Raw genomic sequence first — 18,915 nt, forward strand, 5'->3', positions numbered from 1 at the left:
CTCAGAATCCCGGCTGGGGCAAGCTCTGGCCGATCGGCTGGCGCGCGGTCGCGTGCTTGGCGACGACGCGGCGCGCGGCGGGCAGGGCGTCCCCCGTCAGCCGGTAGAGGCGCCGGCGCGGCCCTTTCCGCGCCGCGTCCGACTCCCAGGTGGAGACCACCCATCCGCTGCGCTCCAGCCGGTCGAGTGCGAGGTAGACGGTCCCCGGGCGCCGACCTGTCGCCTTGATGATCTCCAGACCCCAGCGTGCGTCTAGGTCGGCCATCAGGGCCTCGATCACGTCCACGGTAGCGGGGGTGATCCGTAGTCCCTGCGTCTCAAGCGCGATGGGTTCCCTCCGTGATCTGCCGAAGTACGGACGTGTAGTCCTGGAAGGCGCTGCGCCCTTCGTCGGTCAGCGCCAGCCAGGTCCGGGGGCGTTTGCCGACGAAGCCCTTCTCCACCCGCACGTAACCCGCCTTCTCCAGCGTGTCGATGTGCTTGGACAGCAGCGAGTCGCTGACCTCGATCGTGTCCCTCAGGAAGCGGAACTCGACCGTCTCCGCCGCCGCGAGCATCGCCACGATGGACAGCCGCACCGGAGCGTGGATGATTTCGTTGAGCGCGTGCCGGGGATGGCTCACCGGTCACCCGCCCGCGCCCGCGGGCGGCCCGGCGAGGACTTCCGCACCCAAGTCCTCGACCAGCGCCGCGGCGGTGGTGTCAACAGCTTCACCATGCAGCGCGACGTGCACGTTACCCAAGGCCGGATGCCGCACGATGTGAAGCGCGGTGCGTTTGTCACGCGGGCAGAAGATCTCCTCGTGCCACCCCGAGTCGTCCCGATCGTCGATCGCCAAGAGGATCCAGTACGCCTGCCCTGCCCAGAACGCCACGTCCTCTGGGTCGTCGACGGGAGTCCGCAGCCAGGTCACGGGGCGGGGAACCGACCTGTCCGGGAGGCCCGCGCGCACCGTGACCCAGTGCTGGTCGCCCTCCACCGGCCGAGCGGGGCGCAGGATCTCATCCAGCGCTCGTTTCGGCTCGGCCCTCATCACGACGGGCGGATGAACGAACTCCGAGGCGACCAGTCGCGCGTACTCGGCGGCCTGCCGGACCTTTGTGTCGTCGTGGTCAAGTGCGCGCTGAAGCAGGTCCAGCGTCTCCGGCTCGGGGGTTGCGCCACCAACCGCCATCAGGAGCGCCACCAGTGCCGTGGGCTGCTCCTCGAAGGTCTCCTCAAGTTGAGCGCGCAGCATCTGCTCGCTCCAGGTCGACCACCTCGCGCCGATGACATCCCGGATCGCGACCGCGCGTTCGGTCGAGTTCGCCCATATGAACAAGGCCTTGGCGCCGACCTCGTCGCACAGCACCTCCATGAGAAGGTTGCCGTCGGCCGTGTATACCGCTGCCACGCTCTCGCCGCCGAAGCCCCCGTTCCCGTACAAGGCAAAGTTCAGGCCCGTCGCCTCGGCAATCTCGGCCAACAGATCATCGTCTACCCCGCCCTCAATGCGGATCACCAGGGCGCACCGATACGGCCCGCCCTCTACCGCCTGGAGCATCGTCCACCACCTTAAAGATCACCGAAGGGCATCAGGGTAATGGTGGATGGCGCAGTCCACGTGCGGCGCTTGGCGCACGATTTGTCGGCGATGGACGCAAGCAGGGCGCTTGGTCAGCCTGATGCCAAGGGCGATGCCCAGGCCCTTCAACGACACGGTGAGCATGGCGGCAGGGACCCAGCAGGGCACCATCCCTCTTGCGATCGGCTGCTACTTGTTGACGTACTTGTACAGGTAGAGGGCCGCCTTCTTGAGTTGGGCGGACGTGCCATTGGCGGTGCGGTACTGCTCGGCGATGCCGACAGCCTTCGTCAGCGTCGTACTGCCGTGCACATGAAGTCGCTTACATCACCCTCTACGAGGATGCGGAGCACGGCCGGAATTCCCCCTGTGTCATCGCCCGTCAGCCAGGGGTCCTCTATGAGCTCGCCCTTCGCGTTTTCACCAGTACCTGGGAGGCAAGCGCCGATCGCACAACCGGCCATGATTGACAACCGGGAGTCGGTCGGCGGCACGCATCGAGGGACTGTGGAGACCGCTCATCTCCTGACGAGACGGGGACGCCGGCTGAGTACGGACTTCGCCAAGCCGGGTTGGTGCGGGGTGCCTCGCGTGATGGCCCATGATCGAGCCACCGGGAGTGCCGAGCGGGGCGGGATATCCACCCCCGAGCGGTACGGTCGGTGGGTGGTGATCATCCCTTCTGCGCACCTTCTGGACCTGGCCGCCGTCCTCCTGCCCCGCGCCGACCTCTCCAGCGCACGACTCACCCAAGGGCAGTTCCATGATGTGGTCCTCGTCCCCGGCGTCGCCGCCGTCCGGGTCGCGAAGGGAGACGTGGCGGCGAGCGAGTTGCGGCGCCGTACCGAGGTGCTGGCCCGTCTGGCGGGGATGAACCTCCCGTTCCTGGTGCCCGAGCCGCTCGGTCCCGTCTCCATCGTCGACGGCCGTGCGGCCGTCGCCGTGAGTTGGGTGGACGGCGCCGCGCATCCTCAGGGGAGCGGGGATCCCGAAAAGCTCCGGACGCTGCTGGACGCCCTCGCCTCCGTCGATCTCGCGCTCCTCGAGGACGTGCTGGACGAACCTCACGCCTACGCCGGCCGAGGGCGCTGGGCGGAGCTGCTCATGGAGGAGGTGCTGCCGAGGCTGCCCGTCCAGGTGCGGCCGGAGGCGCGGCGCAGGGTGGAGGCCGCCCTGGCGCTGGAGGAGGTCAGGCCGGGGCTGGTGCACGGGGACCTGGCCGGCGAGAACGTGCGCTGGAGTGCCGAGGGCGACCTCGTCGGGGTGCTCGACTGGGATCTCGCCCAGCCCTTCGACCCGGCGGTGGACGCCGCCTGCCTGGCCTGGCACGGCTGGGATGCCGTGAGGTCCGCGGTGGACGGCGAGACCTACCGGCGAGCGCGGGTGTGGGCCGGCACGTTCGCGATCGAGCAGATCGGCGCCGCGCTCGTGAACGGTGAGCCGCCGGACGTCGTGGACCGCTACGTCGAGTCGACCGCGCGCCACCTGGAACGCCAGGCCGAATCCGCGACGGGCTGAGGCGCGCGCCGCGATCAGGAGAGGCGGTCAGGAGAGGCGGTTGTCCTCGACGTGGACGACGTGCAGCTCGTGCCCGTCCTGGTCGCGCTTGCTCCGCCCGAAGAGCCCGACCGTGAGGTCGTCGCCGGCGTCGAGCTCGTCGTCGGCGACGTAGGTGAGGATGTCGGGGTGGTGGCTCGTCACGGCCCAGCCCGGCGCGTCGTCGAGGTCGATGGTGGTGAAGTCGCCCGCGGGCGTGCCCGCCTGAACCGGGCCGAACTCGCGGAGCAGGTCCTTCGCCTGCTCGACCAGGTCGCCCGCGGGGTCCATCAGGATCACGCAGGTGCCGTTGGCGAACAGCACCCACGACCTGGCGGGATGCAGCAGCTGTCGCCAGGTCGCGATCACGGTCTCGTGGGTCATGCGCGAGACAGTAGCGATCAGCTACGACAGATCGGCTTCGGCGTTCGCGCTCGGGCGCTGCCGCGGTCAGTGCCGCCGGCCTCTCAGAAGCCGCTGAGTCCTAGGTCGAAAGTCGCATGACGGCCGGGTCTGGCGGCCAATGCGACTCAAGGGCGCGGGCACGTACCGTCCACGTCCATGACATTTCTCGTAACAGGTGCGACAGGGAAGGCCGGCCGGCACGTGGTCGATGAGCTGCTGCGTGACGGACAGCGGGTCAGGGCGCTGACCCGTGACCCCGCCAGGGCGAACCTGCCCGAGGGGGTGGAGGTGGTGCGGGGAGATCTCACCGATCCCGCCACCCTCGGCCCCGCGTTCGAAGGCGTGACAGGGGTGCATCTGCTGACCGTGGGCGGAGACGACTACGCCACACTGCGAACCGGCCCTGAGCTGGTCGAGCTGGCGGAGAAGGCCGGGGTGCGGCGTGTCACGGTGCTGTGGAACGGCAAGACGGGCCCGGTCGAGGAGGCGTTCGCGGCGAGTGAGCTGGAGTGGACCAAGCTGGAGCCCGTCGACTTCATGAGCAACACGCTGGGCTGGGCGGCGGCCGTCCGGACGGCGGGCAGGGTGGAGGAGCCGTTCGCCGACGTGCCGAGCGCGATCGTGCACGAGGCGGACGTCGGCGCGGTCTCCGCGAGGGTGCTGGTCGAGGGCGGGCACGGCGGCCGGTCGTACTCGCTGACGGGTCCCGAGACGTTCACCGCGCGCCAGCGGCTCGCCGCCCTGGCGCAGGTGCTCGGCAGGGAGCTGGAGTTCGTCGAGCTGACCGAGGAGCAGGCCAGGGAGCGCTGGCGGACGGCGGGCTACGCCGAGGAGCTCATCGACCTGCTGGCGGACTGGCAGGGCAACCCGCCGCCGCAGGCGTACACGGTGGTGCCGACGGTCGAGCGGATCACCGGGCGGCCGCCTCGCACGTTCGCCCAGTGGGCCACCGAGCACGCGGCGCACTTCCAGCCGGACTAGTCGTCCAGGCCGCGGGCGCTCAGGGCCTCTCCGAGGGCGTCCGCGTGCCGGAGCGCGCTGACCACCAGCGGGATGGCGAAGGCGCGCATGCTCCACGAGACGCCGCGGGCCCGTTGCGCCTCGCGTACACGCGTCGCGAGCGCCGAGATGACCGGCACGCTGCGCACGGTGAGGGAGAGGAGCAACGAGACCCGGAAGGGATCGACGCCCACCCGGCGCAGCGGGCCGAAGCAGCGCTCGAAGAAGGCCATCATGTCCGCGAAGCGGGTGGTGAGGGTGACCAGCCCGGCCAAGGCGACCGCGAGGACGATACGCAGCGTGGAGACGACCGCCGCGTCGAGGCCCACCAGCACGAACTGCATCACGAAGAGCACCAGCGCGAACCAGCGCAGCGGCCGGATCTGCGCCCACGCGGCGGCGAACCCCACGCCGGAGACGACGTACAGGGTCGCGACGAAGGCGATGAACCCGGCGAGCGCGGGGAGGGAGCCGAGCAGCACGAGCACCGTGCACGACGCGACCAGGCCCAGCACCTTGGCCCACGCGGGCAGGCGGTGCAGGAGCGAGTCGCCTGGAGCGTAGTTCCCGATCACGACATGAGCTTGCGATAGTGGTCGATCGAGGACGAGGGCAGCCCGTCGGCGACGACCCTGCCCTGGTCGAGTACGAGCACCCGGTCGAAGGAGTCGAGCAGCCCGAGGTCGTGGGTGACCACGACGACCTGCTGGGGGAGTCCGCCCAGCAGCTCGGCCACCACGCGGGAGTGGCGCAGGTCGAGCAGCGTGGTGGGCTCGTCCATGACCAGGATCCGTGGTTCGAGCACCAGGACGGAGCAGAGGGCGAGCAGCTGCTTCTGCCCGCCCGACAGCTGGTGGGCCGGGTGGTCGGCGTGGCCGGCCAGCCCGTGCCTGGTCAGCACCTCCTCGACCCTGGCCGCCACCTCGGCGGCGGACAGGCCCTTGCGGCGCAGCGAGAAGGCGACGTCCTCGGCGACGGTGGGCATGACGATCTGCGCGTCTGGGTCGGTGAACAGGAAGCCGACCTCGCGCCTGATGCGCGCGGCGTGGCGGCGGGTGTCGTGGCCGAGGACCGTGACGGTGCCCGAGGTGGGCATGGCCAGGCCGTTGATCAGGCGGGCCAGCGTGCTCTTGCCCGAGCCGTTCGCGCCGACCACGCCGACGCGACGCTCGGTGAGGGAGAGCGTGAGGCCGGTCAGCACGTCGCGCCGGCCGAGCCGTACGTGGACGTCGGTGAACTCGATCACTCACACCACCTCGAACAGGGCGGCGACGCCCAGGCCGCCGCCCACCGCGGCCGCCGCGAGACCCAGGGTGCCCTGGGGCGCGCCCGCCCGCACGAGCCTGCTGAACAGCCTGGTCACGACGACCGCGCCGGTCGCGCCCCAAGGGTGGCCGAGGGCGAGCGCGCCACCGTCGGCGCAGACGCGGTCGAGGTCGGCCTCCAGCGCGTCGGTCGCCGCGAGGACCTGCGCGGCGAACGCCTCCACGATCTCGACCGCCGCGACCTGCTCCATCGTCACCCCGGTACGGCCCAGCACCCGCCGTACGGCAGGCACGGGACCCCAGCCGGGCAGCGCGGGATCGCAGCCGACGACCGCGCCCGCCACCAGCCGCAGCCCGGGCAGCCCGTCGCGAGACCGGTCCGGGACGAGGGCGACGGCGGCCGCGCCGTCGCTGATGGGAGAAGAGTTGCCGGCCGTGACCGTGCCGCCGGGCACGAAAGCGGCGGGGAACCTGGCGAGCGTGGCCATGCGCAGCGCGCGCGGTCGCTCGTCGGCGGACCTGCCGCCGACGGGCACGATCTCCTCGCCGAAGTCGGCGGCCAGCGCCAGGGCGTGGCTGCGGTGGGCGTAGGCGTCCTGCCGCTCCCTGGTCACGCCGCGCGCCGCCGCCAGGGCCTCGGCCGCCGGTCCCATGTCAGGGTCGGGGTGGCCGTCGGGGGCAAAAGGCGCCCTAGGGTACGGCTCGGCGGCGCCGCGCATGGTCCGCAGCGGCGCGGTGGAGGCGCTCTCCGCCCCGCCCGCGATCACCAGCTCCATGTCTCCCGCGCGGATCGCCTGCCCCGCCACCAGGATCGCGGCCAGCCCGCTGCCGCACTGGCGGTCGACGGTCACGCCGGGGACCTTGTGCCCGAGCCCGGCCGCCAGCGCGGACACGCGGGCCAGGTTGCCGCCGGGGCCCATGCAGTTGCCGAGCACCACGTCGTCGACGGGACGGTGCCCGACGTCGGCCGCGACCGCCGCGATGACGGGGGCGGCGAGCCGGTCGGCCGTCAGCGACCTGAAGGCGTGGCCCGCGGTGCCGATGGGGGTACGGCGCGCCGCCACGACGACGGGCTGCTCGCTCATCTCACACCAGCCGCCTGATCGCGGGATCGGCGTCCGCGAGACGGGCGGCGACCAGGGCGCGCGCGGGCTTGCCCGTGGGGGTGCGGGGCAGGGCAGCCATGGCGTACCAGCGCCGGGGCCGCTGCGCGGGGTCGAGGCTCGCGCGCGCGGCCGTCTCGAGCGCCGCCCGCGACGGCGAGCCCTCCACGACCGCGGTGACGACCGAGCCGAGCTGGGGGTGCGGTGAGCCGACGACGACCAGGTCGGTGACGCCCCGCACGTCGCGGAGCACGGCCTCGACGTCCTCGGGCACCACGGTCGCGCCGCCGGTCTGTATCGCGCCGTCGCCTCTGCCGCGCAACCTCAGCGCCTCGCCTGGACGGTACGGCTCGGCGAGATCGCCCACGCTCGTCCAGCCCTCGCCGTCGGTCGTCAGCGGACCGGCCGCGCCTGCCAGGTATCCCTCCGCCATCCACGGCGAGCGCGTCCAGACCTCGCCCTGCCTGACCTCGATCTCCACGCGGGGGAAGGGCCGCAGCCCGGAGCCGTCGGTGTCGACGGCCACGAAGGACATCTCGGTCGCGCCGTAGTAGGAGATCACGCGCACTCCCGCCTCGGCCGCCATGGCGCGGGAGCGCGCGGGCAGCGCCGCGCCGCCGACGACTGCCGTGCGCAGCGGCCCGCCGACCTCCGCCGCCACCGCGAGGACGGCGGGCAGTCGGTGCGGCACCAGGTGCGCCACGGTCGCCCGCCTGAGCTGGACCGTCAGCGATCCCGGCGACCAGCGTCCGGGCACGATGACCGTGGCGCCCGCCGCCAGCGCGTGCACGGCGGCGAAGCCGTACAGGGAGGAGACCAGCGGGCCCGGCACCAGCACGACGTCGTCGGGGCCGATGGCCGCCAGCTCGCTCAGATAGGGGAAGGAGCCCGTCCACGAGTGGCGGGTGCGCACGACCGCGCGCGGCCTGCCGGTGCTGCCCGAGGTGAGGCACGCCCACGCCAGGTCGTCCGGCCCCTCGCCCGGCGCGGGGGCCGGGTCGGGGGTGGTCGGCAGAGGGGCGTCGACGTGCAGGCCCACGGGGACCGCGGCCGTCACCCTGGCGAACTGGTCCCGCTCGCACAGCAGCGGCGTGGCCCCCGCCAGGTCGGCGGCCAGGACGGTCACGAGCTGCTCCACCGGGTCGGTGAGAGTGATCGCGATCAGGCCCTTGTCCCCGAGGCGCCGGGTGCTGACCCGCTCCCACAGCTGGGCATAGGTGAGCGAGCCCTCAGGTCCGCACAGTGCCGGCTGGTGTGGACGTTCGGTGGCGTGGCGCAGGACCTGTGCGGCGACCGGCATGCTCGGCTCAACCGGCCTTGACGCGCTCGCTGTGGACGGCGGGAATCGCGTCGGGGTAGGCCCGCTGGGTGCCCCTGGCCACGACGGCGGCCAGCACCGCCTTGGCCACGTCGCCCGGCACGAACCACACGCTGAGCAGCGCCGTCTGGGCCAGCGGCAGGCCGGTGATCGCGGCCTGCACGGGGATGCCCACCAGGTAGATCACGCCGACGCCGCCGGCCAGGCAGGCGACGACCAGCCGGACGATGCCGGGGGTCGTGCCGCCGCGCTCGACGAGCCAGCCGGTCAGGAACGCGCCGGGCAGCCAGCCGATCAGGAAGCCCACCGACGGCCCGGTGAAGACGCCGAGCCCGCCGCGTCCGCCCGCCAGCAGCGGCAGACCCGCGGCGACCAGCAGGATCAGCACGGCGACCGCGAGGGCCGCGCGCCACGATCCGAGAATCGCCCCCGCCAGCATCACGCCGAACGTCTGGAGGGTGATGGGGACGGCGTTGCCGAAGACGTTGAGCGCGCCCGGCAGACCGAGCACGGCGATCAGCGCGGCGAACACGCTGATCCTCGCCAGGTCGCCCGTCGGGAACCTGCGGCTGGGGGATTCATTCTTCATGCGTCTGATCCCACACCAGGATGTCCGGGTTCGAGCATGGTGAGATCCCACAACATTCTTGGTGTTCGTCTGAGCTACAAGGACGTGACAACGGTACCCGCCATGCGAGAGAGCAACGGCCCCTGCCTGCACGTGGTGCGCTTCTTCAGGGCCGGGCGTGAGCGGTCCGCAGGAGCAGCACGCCGGTCAGGGCGACGAGCACGGCGGTGCCGCCGTGCATGAGGTACGCCTGGGCGGGCGTCCCGTCGTGGCCGAGCACGATGGCGGCGTCGCCGAAGGGAATGAAGGACATGGCGAGCATCGTCCAGCCGAGGGCGCGACGCTGGCGGGCGGCCAGCAGGGTGAAGACGATGAGCCCGCTGGCCAGGTCGCGAACGCCCTTGACGTGCAAGAACGCGTTGTCGGACGGGACGGCCGGCAGGCCGAATCCGGCGGCGATGGCCTGCGGGTCGAGCAGGTAGTTGACGCCGATGTAGGTGATGAACAGGCCGCCGAGAACGGCGAGAGCGGTGGCGAGGCGGGTCATGATGGGCTCCTTTATTAGTTATTGGTCACTAAGTTTCGCGGGCGCGAAGCATTGCCGCCTGGAGTGGCGGTCAGGAGGCGAAGTCGGCCCAGACGCGATGGTTCGCCGGGAAGCCGAGCGAGACCAGGGTGTTGATGAGCATGCCGTACGACATGAAGAAGGTCGTCTCGTGCGCGTCGGCGCCGAGGAGCAGGTGCATGGAGTCCCACCAGCCCTCCCACACCTTGCGGACCTCCGCGCCGAACTCGTCCTCCATGGCGGCCACGGCGACGTAGACCTGCATCTGCATGAGCAGGATGTCGCGGTCCTTGATGAGGTCCTTGTAGGCCGCGGCCATCGACATGTGCGGGTCGGCGTCGGTGCAGGCCTCCTCCATCACGCGGCGCGTCTCCGACAGGCAGCGGGTGGCCGCCGCCAGGAAGATGGCCTGCTTGCCGGGGAAGAGCCTGAAGAGGTACGGCTGGCTGACGCCGACCCGGCGGGCGATCGCCTCGGTGGAGGTGCCGTGGTAGCCGCCACGGGCGAACTCGGAGATCGCGGCGCGGATGACGCTCTCGCGCCGTTCCTCGGCGCTCATTCTGACCATGAGGAGTAAGTTAGTGGCTAATCACTAACGGGGTCAAGTACAACCGATCAATCCGCGTCCAATAGTGTCCGGAGCATGAGCACTCACTTCGACGTTGTCGTCCTCGGCGCGGGGCCCGGGGGATACACGGCGGCGGTCCGCGCCGCCCAGCTCGGCCTTCGCACGGCCGTCATCGAGGAGAAGTACTGGGGCGGCGTCTGCCTGAACGTGGGCTGCATCCCGTCCAAGGCGCTGCTGCGCAACGCGGAGCTCGCGCACATCTTCACCAAGGAGGCCAAGACCTTCGGCATCAGCGGTGAGGTGACCTTCGACTACGGCGCCGCCTTCGAGCGCAGCCGCAAGGTCGCCGACGGCCGCGTCAAGGGCGTCCACTTCCTGATGAAGAAGAACGCCATCACGGAGTACGACGGCCGCGGCACCTTCGTCGACGCCAACACCATCGAGGTGAACGGCGAGACCATCACCTTCGGCAACTGCATCATCGCCGCGGGCACCACCACCAAACTGATCCCCGGCACCAGCCTGTCGGAGCGCGTGGTCACCTACGAGGAGCAGATCCTCACCGAGCAGCTGCCCGGCAGCATCATCATCGCGGGCGCCGGCGCCATCGGCGTGGAGTTCGCCTACGTGCTGCACAACTACGGCGTCAAGGTGACGATCGTCGAGTTCCTCGACCGCATGGTGCCGCTCGAGGACGAGGAGGTGTCGAAGGAGCTGGCCAAGCGCTACCGCAAGCTCGGCATCGACGTGCTCACCTCGACCAGGGTCGACAACATCGAGGACACCGGCGCCTCGGTCAAGGTGACGGTCTCCAAGGACGGCCAGCAGCAGGTGCTGGAGGCCGACAAGGTGCTCCAGGCCATCGGCTTCCAGCCGCGCGTGGAGGGCTACGGTCTCGAGAACACCGGCGTCAAGCTGACCGACAGGGGCGCGATCGAGGTCGACGGGCGCGGGCGCACCAACGTGCCGCACATCTACGCCATCGGCGACGTGACCGCCAAGCTGATGCTGGCGCACGCGGCCGAGGCCATGGGCATCATCGCGGCCGAGACGATCGGCGGCGCGGAGACCATGGAGGTCGACTTCACGATGATCCCGCGCGCGACGTACTGCCAGCCGCAGATCGCCAGCTTCGGCTTCACCGAGGCCCAGGCCCGCGACCTGGGCTACGACGTGAAGGTGGTCAAGTTCCCCTTCACCGCGAACGGCAAGGCCCACGGCCTCGGCGACGCCCAGGGCTTCGTCAAGATCATCGCTGACGACACGCACGGCGAGCTGCTCGGCGCCCACCTGATCGGTCCCGAGGTCACCGAGCTGCTGCCCGAGCTGACCCTGGCCCAGCAGTGGGACCTCACCGTCCACGAGGTGGCGCGCAACGTGCACGCCCACCCGACGCTCGGCGAGGCGGTCAAGGAGGCGATCCACGGCCTCGCGGGCCACATGATCAACATGTGACGTCCGCGCGCAGGCGTCCTCGGGCCCCAGGGGCCCGAGGAGCCGGTCGCTTCTTGCGGCGCTCCCGCCCCATCGGTCTATCCTCTGTCCGAGGAGGGTCGCATGGACGCACCACCTGGCTGGCGCCGCGGTGGGAATCTCCCCGCCGAGCTCGCCTCCTTCATCGGCCGAGGTGAGCACCTGCTCAGGCTCACCGAGATGCTGGCTGCCTCTCGCCTGGTCACGGTGACGGGCCCCGGCGGGGTCGGCAAGACCAGGCTCGCCCTGCGCGCGGCGGGCGTCCAGCACGGCCGCTTCCCCGACGGCGTGTGGATGGCCGACCTCTCCCAGGTCCGTGACCCGCAGCTGCTGCCCCACGCGCTGATCGCCGCGCTCGGGCTGCAAGATCGCTCCACTCGCGACAGCGTCGACTTCCTCGTCGACTTCGTCCGCGACAAGGACCTGCTGCTCGTCCTCGACACCTGCGAGCACCTCGTGGCCGACTGCGCCGAGCTGGTCGAACGGTTGCTGAGCGGCTACGGCGTACGGATCCTCGCCACCAGCAGGCAACCCCTCGGCCTCGACGACGAACAGCGCTTACCACTGCCGCCGCTGGACGAGGCGGACGCCGTCGCCCTCTTCATGGACAGGGCCGCGCTCGTCCAGCCCGACCTGCTCCCCGACCGGCGGACCGTCGCGCAGATCTGCCGCCATCTCGACCGCATGCCGCTGGCCATCGAGCTGGCCGCGGGACGGCTGTCCGCGCTCTCGGCCGAACAGATCCTCTCCCTGCTGAGCGACAGGTTCCGGCTGCTGCGCAGGGAGCCCCACGGCATCGGGCCCACCCGCCACCACGCGCTGCGCGCCACGATGGGCTGGAGCCACGAGCTGTGCGAGGCCGACGAGCGGCTGCTCTGGGCCAGGCTCGCGGTCTTCGCCGGCTCCTTCGACCTGGCCGCGGTCAGGTTCGTCTGCGCCAGCGACGAGCTGCCCGAGGCCGCGGTGGCCGACGCGCTGACCGGCCTGGTGGACAAGTCGATCGTGACCAGGACGCCCTCCTCAGGGCGCTACCGCCTGCTCGACACCATCCGTGCCTACGGCGCCGAACGCCTGGAGGAGCTCGACGAGACGGCGTGGCTGTGCGCCAGGCACCGCGACTACTACCTCGACCTGGCCAGGCAGGCCGAGCGCAGCTGGTCGATGGGCTCCAGGCAGGTCTACTGGTACCTGCGGATGGTGGTCGAGCACCCCAACGTCATGGCCAGCATGGAGCACTGCCTGGCGACACCCGCACGAGGTGGAGCGCGGACTCGACCTGGCCGCCTCCCTGTGGTTCCTCTGGCACGCCTGCGGGTTCACCGGCGAGGGCGCCCACTACCTCGACCGGGCGCTGAAGGCCAGCAGGAGGCCGAGCAGGGAACGGTGCAAGGCGCTGTGGGTGCGCGCCTTCGTCGCCTCGGGCCAGGGCGACATCGAACGGGCCGAACGGCTCGCCCGCCGCTGCGCCGAGGAGGCCGCGCTGCTGGGCGACTCCGAGGCGATGACCTACGCCTCGAAGATGACCGGCCTCTGCGCCTACCTGCGCGGCGACTTCCCCAGGGCGACCGCCTACCTCGAACTGGCGGTCAAGTCGTTCAGGGCGGAGGGCGGGCTCAACCCCGGGCTGCTGCCCGCGATCGTGGAGCTGGCCCAGTGTCTGGGCGCGCAGGGTCAGCCGGAGAACGCCGAACACCTGCTCGGCGAGTGCCTCGACCTGTGCGAGGCGAACGGCGAGCAGTGGGCGCGCTCCTACGCGTACTGGGCACTGGCCGACGTCCACCGGGCGCTCGGCCGTACCTCCAGGGCGATCACCTCAGCGCAGCGGGCGCTGCGCAGCAAGCAGGAGTTCCACGACATCATCGGGTCGCTGCTGGTCATGGAGACACTCGCCTGGCTCCTCACGGACGGCTCGCCCGACGCGGCGTCCGCCGAGCAGGCCGCGCTCCTGCTCGGCGCCGCCGAGGCGGGATGGCAGCGGTTCGGACTGCAGCGGCTGTTCGGGTCGCCGCCCTTCATGGGACACAGCGAGGAGGCGGTCAGGCGGGCGGTCGCGGTGCTGGGCGAGGCGGCCTTCCAGGAGATCGCGGACAAGGGCGCGGCCTTCGACCTGGACGAGGTCATCGCCAGGGCCGTGGCCTAGAACTGTCGGCGCCGTCTGGTTACATCTGTTGCATGGGTGTGAGCGTCGAGGAGTTCATGGCGATCGTCCTGCGGTTGCCCGAGGTGTCGCAGCACGAGAGCGCCGGCTATGTCGGGTTCAAGGTGCGCGGCAAGGGCTTCGGCTACCTGTGGGAGGAGACCGAGACCGTCGGGCTGAAGGCCACGGTGGAGGAACAGCTCGCGCTGGTGGCGGAGCGGCCCGAGGTGTTCGAGATCCAGTTCACGGCGGGCCGGTTCGGGTGGGTGGTGGTGCGGCTGGCGGGCATCGAGGCCGACGAGCTGACCGAAATGGTTACCGAGGCGTGGTCGCTGTCCGCCCCCAAACGCCTTCTCGAATCCACCTTCTGACGACATGGGCCTGCGCGTGGCGAGCTTCGCGCGTGGGGCCCGGACTGGCTGACGGGGGGCCCAGCTCCCCGCCCCCCTGCACCCCCGCGTGTCGCGCCGGTTCCACAGGGACTACTGGGCCAGGAACGGGGCGTGCTGACGCGATGAACGGTGGAGCCGGTGGGCGGCGTCCTTCTACTCCTCCGGCTCGGCGACCTCGACGATGGTGAGCGGCTGGGAAAGGGCGCGGGATGGAGCATCCCAGTGCGCGGCATTCAGCGTCAGGATCGGACAGACGGCCACATCCGCGATGGCCGCCACATGAGCGTCGTACGGGCTCAATCCGGTAATGGCGATCATGTCTGCGAGCTTGGCCGCCTGGTGGACGCCGTCCAGCGGGGCGACGGTGGTCCGCTCGAACGCTGCCAGACCGGCCAAGAGCTGCTGGGCATCTGGCAGGCCCCGACTGTCCAGCAGCGCTCCCGCGGTCGTCAGTGAGGGGATCACCAGGGCTTGACCGGCTCTGTCGAAGTCCTGCAGGAACCCGATGAGGTCGGCATCGCCACGGGCGATGTCCGCCAGGATCGTGGAGTCGAGGATGTGAGGGGTGGGAGAGAAATCACTCACCAGACGTCACCGGAAAGCCCTTGGTGGAGAGCTGCTGCTTGACGTGGGCCATCATGCGGGCGACGCGTTCGGTGTTCGCATGGGCGGCGCGTTCGCGTAGCAGGGCCAACGCTCGCTGGTCAGCGATGCGCTTGGCTGCGATGGCGTCGTTGAAGACGGCTGCGACGCTGGTGGCCTTGCCGCTGGCGACGAGGTGCTCGGCGTATTCGACCACGTCAGGATCCACTGTGATGGTGATCCTGGTCTTCCTGCCTCCGCTCATACTCGGGATCATACTCGCGGGTGGCCCTTGTTGTCCGCAGGTTGGGTCGAAGGCGCGAGCAGTCTCCCCTACGGCTCGCGGCGAGCACGTCCGAAGGGAGTGATCTACTGAGGGCCGTGGATGTGATGCAGGGGTGGGACAGCGTCGCCACGCTGGTGGACGGGCAATGGATCGACCGGCGGCCGCGTCGTCCCGAGGTGGTCGAGTTGCTGGTGATGGAGACTCGGCTGATGCCGTGGCTGGCCCCCCGGCTCCCGCTCAGGGTCCCGGTTCCCCGGGTGATCGCGGTCGAGCCGTTGGTCGTCAGGCATGAGGTGGTCCCCGGAGGGCCCGTGCGGGAGTTGACGGCCGTGCAGGGCAGGCAGATGGGCGGCTTCCTCAGGGCGCTCCACCAGGTGGACGTCGTGGAGGCGGTCGGGCATGGGCAGCCGGACGCCGAGCGCACGCTTCGCGAGCGCGAGGCCGTTCTCCGAAGGTTCAGGGAGGTGGTCGTACCCATGCTCGCCGAGCGCCGGGCGGCGGGCGAGTTGCTGGAGGCCGTTGAGGGGCTGCCTGCCGACACCGTGGTCCATGCCGATCTCGGTCCTGAGCATCTGATGGCCGTGGACGGCGAGCTGACCGGGGTGATCGACTTCTCCGACGCGCATGTCGGCGATCGGGCGATCGATCTGGCCTGGCTGCTGCACGGCACGCCCGCGCCGTTCGCGCAGGCGCTGGCCGAGGCGTACTCGGTGACCGAGGAGGAGCGGGAGCGCGCGCTGCTGTGGCATCGGCTGGGGCCGTGGCACGAGGTTCTGTACGGGCTCGACGTCGCGGACCCTGCCACTGTCGAATCCGGCCTTTCGGGGGTGAGGGAGCGCCTGGCTTCCTGACGCGGGGGCGCGGCGGGGCAGCGTGCGGGATCGGCGCGCCACGCCGATGAAAAGGCGATCACGCCTGCCGCCGCATCACAAGGGGCGGCGGAAAGGGGGCGGCCGAAGGGGGATGCGAAAAGAGGTGTGGGGTGGGGTAGAAGAGGGGCAGCAGGGGGCGCGGGCGAAATCGGGTGGTTGGTGGTGCCATGGGCCGCTAAGGTCGGGCGGCGTGGCAGGTGACTACACCGAGGTGTTCGAGCGGTTCGGGCTTCCCCCGCAAGAGTCGATCTACCCGTACGCCCCCGTCTTCACCGGGCGGATCGACGGTCTGCGCGTGGCGGTGAAGCGGACCCATGACGCGGAGGCGATGGGCAGGTGGGTGCGCCGCTTGAAGGAGCTCGGCCTCCCCGTGGTCACGCCGGTCGCCGGGCCGTACGAGATCGGGGACGATCGCTGGGTGGCCTACCCGTGGGTGGAGGGCCGTGGCTACGACGGGTCGGCGCGTGACGTCGCCGCCGCCGGTGAGCTGCTCGGGCGCCTCCACGCGGCAGGCACCGAGGAGGGGCTGAAGGACTTCGAGTGGCCCGACCACGACGCGGAGTCCGTGCAGGGGGACATCGACGGGCTGGCGCCGTACACGAGCAGGTTCGACGGGCCGCTGCGGGAGTTCATGACCACGACGCTGCCCGCGATCCGCGACGCGCGACTGCCTGTGGCCGAGGTCAGCATGGACTTCAAGGCGGTCAACCTCGTCTACACCGCCGAAGGCCCGGTGCTGGTCGACCCCGACAACGGCGAGCGCGCGCCCAGGCTGCTCGACCTGGCGCTGGCGGCGCTGCTGTTCCACAACGACCTGGACGGCGAGCCCGCGCGGGTCTTCACCGCCGCCGAGTGGGCCGTCTTCCGCGACGCCTACCTGCGGCACGTGGAGCTCACCGGCGAGGAGCGCGAGCTGTGGCCGACGGCGCTGCTGTACATGATGCTGGAATGGGGCGTATGGACCGCGATCAACGGCGAGTGGCACCTCGACAGGCACGCGCATTTCCTTCGCGACCTGCTCGCCGTCGATCTGGAGAGGTACCCGCTGTGAGGCTGCGCGAGTGGACGGCCGACGACGCGGAACCGGTGCTGCGGGCCTTCCTGGCCGAGGACATGCGCGCGCAGAGCGCCGAGCCGATCCGCACGCGCGACGACGCCGTGCGCTGGATCGAGGGCTGGCAGGGCAGGGGGCACGCCTTCGCGGTCGAGCTCGACGGACGGGTCGTCGGCAACGTCGCGGTCACCGGCATCGACCGGCACGACAACGGCTGGGTCTCCTACTGGACCACCGCCGAGGCGCGTGGCAGGGGAGTGGCCGCGCGGGCCACGGGGCTGCTGGCCGAGTGGGCCTTCGCCGAGCGGGGGCTGTTCCGGCTGGAGCTGGGCCACCGTACCAACAACCTCGCCTCCTGCAAGGTGGCGCTCAGGGCCGGGTTCGCGGCGGAGGGGATCGAACGCGGAAAGCTCGTCTACGACGGGGTTCGCCACGACGTCGAACGGCACGCGCGGCTGGCCACCGACTGACACGCTCCTTTACGCTCGTGGCTGTGGACAGCGAGAGCCGGGCGGCGGCCGGGCTGCTGGCGGCCATGAGCCGGGCGGCGGCCACGTTCGACGAGCTGCGCCATCCCTTCGTCAGGCGCGAGCCGCTGACCTACTTCCAGCCTGCGGGGTGGACGACAGGCGTGCTGTTCACGCTGCCCGACGGGCGGATGGTGCGCTTCTCGGTGTCGTTCGCGCACTCCGAGACATTCTTCCACGTCAGCGGTGAGGCGATGGTCGAGGAACGGCCGCTGGTGGAGTTACCGACCAAGAGCACCGAGAGCATCCACGAGGCGCTGGACCTGCTCGACGGGCACGTCGGCGAGGTCGTCTCGCCCGCTCGGTGGCTGCTCGACCAGCTGCTCGAGGAGATCACAGAGACCTGAGGCCGTGCAGCACCTCACGGAGCACGCCCACGTCCTCGGCCGCATGCCGTACGGTCACCAGCTGCCTCTCGCGCAGATCGCCGAGCAGCACGCGGACCACGCCCAGCGACAGCCCCGTGGCGGAGGCGACCTCGGCGACGGAGATGGGGTTGCGGCAGGCGGCGAGCACCCTGAGGTACTCAGGGGTGAGACCCGCGGTCGGCGAGGGCACACCGGTCGCCGCCACGATGGCGATCAGGTCGAAATCCTCGCCTGTCGGGCGAGTGCGGCCGCGCGTCATCATGTACGGCCGAACTAACCAGTCTTCGGTCATTTCGTTGCCTCCGGGAAGCGGTCAAGAGTAGCAACCTCTGGCCCGTCGGTGACAGTATCCGCGGGCACTCCCTCCATTGAGAAGGGAGTGAGGATGCTCATCGGAGAGCTCGCGGAGACACAGGTGTGGCTCGCCGACCAACAGGTGGTCGAGCGAGGTGAGGAGCTCGAGGAATCGGTGCAGGTCGTGCGCTACGCGCCGACGGTCGTGACCGCCGAGGTCGCCGACGGCGCGGCGCACGTGGAGCTCAGCGTGGTGGACGGCACGCTGACGTGGTTCTGCACCTGCAGCGAGGGTCGCAGGGGCGTGTTCTGCGCGCACTGCGTGGCCACCACTCTGGCCAGGCGCAGGCTGCTGGTTCAGTCGGCCTGCAGGAGAACCGACAGGTAAGCGTCGCCGCCAGCGCCGTCGGCGACCGCGTCGGCCAGCACGGCCGCGATCGCGTCGTAGGCCGTGGCATCGGCCGCGCGCAGCGGTGCGGGGTTCGACCAGATCAGCACGTGCTCGCCGGCGGGCAGCCAGGACAGGTCGGTGAGGCAGTCGTAGAGCGCGTCGAGATTGTGCCCGAAGTAGGAGGGGAACTTCAGCGCGGAGGCGATCGCCGCCATCACCGCGTCGGAGGTGTCGAGCCCCTCGCCGCCGATCCGGTGCTCGAACCTCATCGCTTCACGTCCACGGAGACGAAGGAGCGGTAGTGGTCGGCGGTGTAGTAGAGCTCGTTCGTCCTGGCACCGGTCACCAGCCGCCGCGCGCCCCTGTCGCGGGAGCCGGGGGTGGGCACCGTGTACTCGTGGTAGTAACCGCGCTTCTGCTGCGGCAGCAGCCGCTCACGGTTGTGGAACACCACGCCGTCCCTCCGGTAGGGGAAGGGCCCGTCGCTCTGGATGAGCTTCCAGGTCGTGGCCGCTTCGGGCGGGAGCGAGGAGAGTGCCCTGACGGGTAGCCCGGTCGGGGCGACGGCGGCCCCGCAACCCCCGATGAACGTGACGAACGCCAACAGGACCGCTGCGATGCCCCTGTAATTCACCTCACTCGGCTTA

General features: G+C 70.7%; 27 protein-coding genes and 1 pseudogene. 11 read left to right on the top strand and 17 right to left on the bottom strand.

Annotated features, from left to right (window positions below; genetic code table 11):
* Window position 1: 1 nt before the first annotated feature.
* The 4 genes from H4W81_RS38290 to H4W81_RS49005 form a co-directional block, all read right to left on the bottom strand.
* Window positions 2–286, bottom strand: coding sequence for a PadR family transcriptional regulator (locus H4W81_RS38290; protein ID WP_318782290.1), 285 nt, complete (start codon window positions 284–286; stop codon window positions 2–4).
* Between the two features lie 31 nt (window positions 287–317).
* Entirely contained in the window at window positions 318–623 is a 306-nt protein-coding gene (locus H4W81_RS38295; RefSeq protein WP_192779260.1) for a winged helix-turn-helix domain-containing protein, read from the bottom strand.
* A 3-nt stretch (window positions 624–626) separates the two neighbouring features.
* Window positions 627–1,544 (bottom strand): hypothetical protein, encoded by a 918-nt coding sequence (locus H4W81_RS38300; protein WP_192779261.1) that lies wholly within the window; start codon window positions 1,542–1,544, stop codon window positions 627–629.
* Window positions 1,545–1,754: 210 nt separating this feature from the next.
* On the bottom strand, window positions 1,755–1,877 hold the full coding sequence (locus H4W81_RS49005; protein ID WP_264083220.1) for a hypothetical protein: 123 nt from the start codon (window positions 1,875–1,877) through the stop codon (window positions 1,755–1,757).
* 354 nt (window positions 1,878–2,231) lie between these two features.
* On the opposite strand from H4W81_RS49005, the gene H4W81_RS38305 reads away from it, so the two are divergent.
* Complete coding sequence (locus H4W81_RS38305; protein WP_318782293.1) at window positions 2,232–3,083, top strand: phosphotransferase family protein; 852 nt, start codon at window positions 2,232–2,234, stop codon at window positions 3,081–3,083.
* A 27-nt stretch (window positions 3,084–3,110) separates the two neighbouring features.
* Here the strand turns inward: H4W81_RS38305 and H4W81_RS38310 are convergent, their stop codons facing one another.
* Window positions 3,111–3,485: a hypothetical protein gene (locus H4W81_RS38310; protein ID WP_192779263.1), complete on the bottom strand. Its 375-nt coding sequence runs from the start codon at window positions 3,483–3,485 to the stop codon at window positions 3,111–3,113.
* Between the two features lie 177 nt (window positions 3,486–3,662).
* Between H4W81_RS38310 and H4W81_RS38315 the strand changes: the two genes are divergently transcribed.
* Window positions 3,663–4,487: an NmrA family NAD(P)-binding protein gene (locus tag H4W81_RS38315; RefSeq protein WP_192779264.1), complete on the top strand. Its 825-nt coding sequence runs from the start codon at window positions 3,663–3,665 to the stop codon at window positions 4,485–4,487.
* On the opposite strand, the gene H4W81_RS38320 is transcribed toward H4W81_RS38315, so the two are convergent.
* From H4W81_RS38320 to H4W81_RS38350, 7 genes are all read right to left on the bottom strand, one after another.
* Window positions 4,484–5,080: an energy-coupling factor transporter transmembrane component T family protein gene (locus H4W81_RS38320; RefSeq protein ID WP_192779265.1), complete on the bottom strand. Its 597-nt coding sequence runs from the start codon at window positions 5,078–5,080 to the stop codon at window positions 4,484–4,486. The two genes, H4W81_RS38315 and H4W81_RS38320, sit on opposite strands and share 4 nt — an antisense overlap.
* Window positions 5,077–5,751 carry an energy-coupling factor ABC transporter ATP-binding protein gene (locus H4W81_RS38325; RefSeq protein ID WP_192779266.1) on the bottom strand — a complete coding sequence of 225 codons (675 nt, stop codon included), beginning with the start codon at window positions 5,749–5,751 and terminating at the stop codon, window positions 5,077–5,079. The genes H4W81_RS38320 and H4W81_RS38325 overlap by 4 nt, the downstream gene beginning before the upstream one ends.
* Window positions 5,752–6,855, bottom strand: coding sequence for a thiolase family protein (locus H4W81_RS38330; protein ID WP_192779267.1), 1,104 nt, complete (start codon window positions 6,853–6,855; stop codon window positions 5,752–5,754).
* Window position 6,856: 1 nt separating this feature from the next.
* Window positions 6,857–8,173 (bottom strand): class I adenylate-forming enzyme family protein, encoded by a 1,317-nt coding sequence (locus tag H4W81_RS38335; RefSeq protein ID WP_192779268.1) that lies wholly within the window; start codon window positions 8,171–8,173, stop codon window positions 6,857–6,859.
* A 7-nt stretch (window positions 8,174–8,180) separates the two neighbouring features.
* Entirely contained in the window at window positions 8,181–8,780 is a 600-nt protein-coding gene (locus tag H4W81_RS38340) for a biotin transporter BioY (protein WP_192779269.1), read from the bottom strand.
* A 145-nt stretch (window positions 8,781–8,925) separates the two neighbouring features.
* On the bottom strand, window positions 8,926–9,306 hold the full coding sequence (locus H4W81_RS38345) for a DUF4267 domain-containing protein (RefSeq protein ID WP_192779270.1): 381 nt from the start codon (window positions 9,304–9,306) through the stop codon (window positions 8,926–8,928).
* 70 nt (window positions 9,307–9,376) lie between these two features.
* Window positions 9,377–9,892: a TetR/AcrR family transcriptional regulator gene (locus tag H4W81_RS38350; protein WP_192779271.1), complete on the bottom strand. Its 516-nt coding sequence runs from the start codon at window positions 9,890–9,892 to the stop codon at window positions 9,377–9,379.
* Between the two features lie 75 nt (window positions 9,893–9,967).
* Here H4W81_RS38350 and lpdA point away from each other — a divergent pair, with 75 nt between their 5' ends.
* From lpdA to H4W81_RS38370, 4 genes and pseudogenes are all read left to right on the top strand, one after another.
* Window positions 9,968–11,347 (top strand): dihydrolipoyl dehydrogenase, encoded by a 1,380-nt coding sequence (gene lpdA / locus H4W81_RS38355; protein WP_192779272.1) that lies wholly within the window; start codon window positions 9,968–9,970, stop codon window positions 11,345–11,347.
* Between the two features lie 849 nt (window positions 11,348–12,196).
* Window positions 12,197–12,382: pseudogene (locus H4W81_RS50355) on the top strand (winged helix-turn-helix domain-containing protein); the annotation flags it as partial.
* Between the two features lie 241 nt (window positions 12,383–12,623).
* Window positions 12,624–13,505, top strand: a complete 882-nt coding sequence (locus H4W81_RS38365) for a tetratricopeptide repeat protein (protein ID WP_192779274.1) — start codon at window positions 12,624–12,626, stop codon at window positions 13,503–13,505.
* Window positions 13,506–13,537: 32 nt separating this feature from the next.
* Complete coding sequence (locus H4W81_RS38370; RefSeq protein WP_192779275.1) at window positions 13,538–13,873, top strand: MmcQ/YjbR family DNA-binding protein; 336 nt, start codon at window positions 13,538–13,540, stop codon at window positions 13,871–13,873.
* Window positions 13,874–14,047: 174 nt separating this feature from the next.
* Here H4W81_RS38370 and H4W81_RS38375 read toward each other — a convergent pair whose 3' ends face one another.
* Both H4W81_RS38375 and H4W81_RS38380 read right to left on the bottom strand, forming a co-directional pair.
* Complete coding sequence (locus H4W81_RS38375; RefSeq protein ID WP_192779276.1) at window positions 14,048–14,479, bottom strand: PIN domain-containing protein; 432 nt, start codon at window positions 14,477–14,479, stop codon at window positions 14,048–14,050.
* Window positions 14,472–14,741: a hypothetical protein gene (locus H4W81_RS38380; RefSeq protein WP_192779277.1), complete on the bottom strand. Its 270-nt coding sequence runs from the start codon at window positions 14,739–14,741 to the stop codon at window positions 14,472–14,474. Before H4W81_RS38380 ends, H4W81_RS38375 begins: the two co-directional genes overlap by 8 nt.
* Window positions 14,742–14,866: 125 nt before the next feature.
* On the opposite strand from H4W81_RS38380, the gene H4W81_RS38385 reads away from it, so the two are divergent.
* From H4W81_RS38385 to H4W81_RS38400, 4 genes are all read left to right on the top strand, one after another.
* Complete coding sequence (locus H4W81_RS38385; protein WP_192781290.1) at window positions 14,867–15,613, top strand: phosphotransferase; 747 nt, start codon at window positions 14,867–14,869, stop codon at window positions 15,611–15,613.
* 211 nt (window positions 15,614–15,824) lie between these two features.
* A complete protein-coding gene (locus H4W81_RS38390) occupies window positions 15,825–16,685 on the top strand; it encodes a phosphotransferase (RefSeq protein ID WP_192779278.1) in 861 nt (286 codons plus the stop codon).
* Window positions 16,682–17,158: a GNAT family N-acetyltransferase gene (locus H4W81_RS38395; protein WP_318782296.1), complete on the top strand. Its 477-nt coding sequence runs from the start codon at window positions 16,682–16,684 to the stop codon at window positions 17,156–17,158. The genes H4W81_RS38390 and H4W81_RS38395 overlap by 4 nt, the downstream gene beginning before the upstream one ends.
* A 23-nt stretch (window positions 17,159–17,181) precedes the next feature.
* Entirely contained in the window at window positions 17,182–17,562 is a 381-nt protein-coding gene (locus H4W81_RS38400; RefSeq protein WP_192779280.1) for a hypothetical protein, read from the top strand.
* Here H4W81_RS38400 and H4W81_RS38405 read toward each other — a convergent pair.
* Window positions 17,549–17,875 (bottom strand): DUF742 domain-containing protein, encoded by a 327-nt coding sequence (locus tag H4W81_RS38405; protein ID WP_192779281.1) that lies wholly within the window; start codon window positions 17,873–17,875, stop codon window positions 17,549–17,551. The two genes, H4W81_RS38400 and H4W81_RS38405, sit on opposite strands and share 14 nt — an antisense overlap.
* A 93-nt stretch (window positions 17,876–17,968) precedes the next feature.
* On the opposite strand from H4W81_RS38405, the gene H4W81_RS38410 reads away from it, so the two are divergent.
* Window positions 17,969–18,265: an SWIM zinc finger family protein gene (locus tag H4W81_RS38410; RefSeq protein WP_192779282.1), complete on the top strand. Its 297-nt coding sequence runs from the start codon at window positions 17,969–17,971 to the stop codon at window positions 18,263–18,265.
* On the opposite strand, the gene H4W81_RS38415 is transcribed toward H4W81_RS38410, so the two are convergent.
* Entirely contained in the window at window positions 18,235–18,537 is a 303-nt protein-coding gene (locus tag H4W81_RS38415; RefSeq protein WP_192779283.1) for a barstar family protein, read from the bottom strand. The two genes, H4W81_RS38410 and H4W81_RS38415, sit on opposite strands and share 31 nt — an antisense overlap.
* On the bottom strand, window positions 18,534–18,902 hold the full coding sequence (locus tag H4W81_RS38420) for a guanyl-specific ribonuclease (RefSeq protein WP_318782298.1): 369 nt from the start codon (window positions 18,900–18,902) through the stop codon (window positions 18,534–18,536). Before H4W81_RS38420 ends, H4W81_RS38415 begins: the two co-directional genes overlap by 4 nt.
* Window positions 18,903–18,915 lie beyond the last annotated feature (13 nt).

This window comes from Nonomuraea africana, from assembly GCF_014873535.1.
Taxonomy (GTDB): domain Bacteria; phylum Actinomycetota; class Actinomycetes; order Streptosporangiales; family Streptosporangiaceae; genus Nonomuraea; species Nonomuraea africana.